Source organism: Rahnella sp. P4_A8 (assembly GCF_056402435.1).
In genome coordinates this window covers 1-1,115 of sequence record NZ_JBFUHK010000264.1, presented here as the reverse complement: position 1 = coordinate 1,115, position 1,115 = coordinate 1, and the positions used below count along the sequence as shown (strand labels likewise).

Genomic DNA, 1,115 nt, shown 5'->3' with positions numbered 1-1,115 from the left:
GGCGGTCGCCGTCCACTCTAAAGGGATTGCAATCATGAGCCCGGGAGGACTGGTTTCAGATCCGATATCCGCTCTGTCTCTGGGGCTCGCACTGATGTTCGGTACCGCCGGTTTACCCCATATTCTGATGCGGTTCTTCACCGTCAATGATGCCAAAGAAGCCAGGAAAAGCGTGTTCTATGCTACTGGCTTTATCGGTTACTTCTACATTTTGACCTTCATTATCGGTTTCGGTGCTATTGTTCTGGTCAGCTCAAACTCGGCGTTTAAAGATGCCAGCGGTATATTACTCGGCGGTAATAATATGGCAGCCGTGCATTTAGCGGATGCGGTCGGTGGAAGCTTCTTCCTCGGATTTATCTCTGCCGTGGCTTTCGCAACAATCTTAGCGGTGGTCGCGGGCTTAACGTTGGCAGGAGCTTCGGCGGTCTCTCATGATCTGTATGCGAGCGTCATCAAGGACGGCAAAGCAACAGAACGTGATGAGTTAAGGGTTTCGAAGATCACCGTAGTTCTGCTTGGTATCGTCGCCATCGCGTTGGGTATTCTGTTTGAAAAACAGAATATTGCATTCATGGTTGGATTAGCGTTCTCCATTGCTGCGAGCTGCAATTTCCCCATTATTCTGCTCTCAATGTACTGGTCTAAACTGACAACGCGCGGGGCAATGATTGGCGGATGGCTCGGATTACTTACAGCAGTCATATTGATGATTCTCGGGCCAACTATCTGGGTCCAGATCTTAGGACATGCTAAGCCCATTTATCCTTACGAATACCCCGCGCTGTTCTCGATGATTGTTGCTTTTGCCGGTACCTGGTTCTTCTCGATTACAGATAACTCACTGGAAGGACAGAAAGAAAGGGAGCGTTTCTACCCTCAGTTTGTGCGGTCACAAACAGGGATCGGGATCTCGCAAAGCTCTAATCACTGATGAGTAGAGCGCAGAAATAGAAAAGGCCATCCTGAGGATGGCCTTTTGTTTGAATATTGCGTGCTTAATCGCTGATCCGTAGAACAAAAAGACAAAAGCCCTGCACAWTGTGCAGGGCTTTTGTCTTTTTTTGATGCCTGGCAGTTCCCTACTCTCGCATGGGGAGACCCCACACTACCAT

At 49.1% G+C, this 1,115-nt stretch carries 1 protein-coding gene; it reads left to right on the top strand.

Annotation, left to right across the window (positions count from 1 at the left end; all coding sequences use genetic code 11):
• Positions 1 to 934, top strand: a 934-nt coding sequence (locus tag AC1DUO_RS25280) for a sodium:solute symporter family transporter (RefSeq protein ID WP_477989431.1), incomplete at its 5' end; no start/stop codon positions are given.
• Positions 935 to 1,115 lie beyond the last annotated feature (181 nt).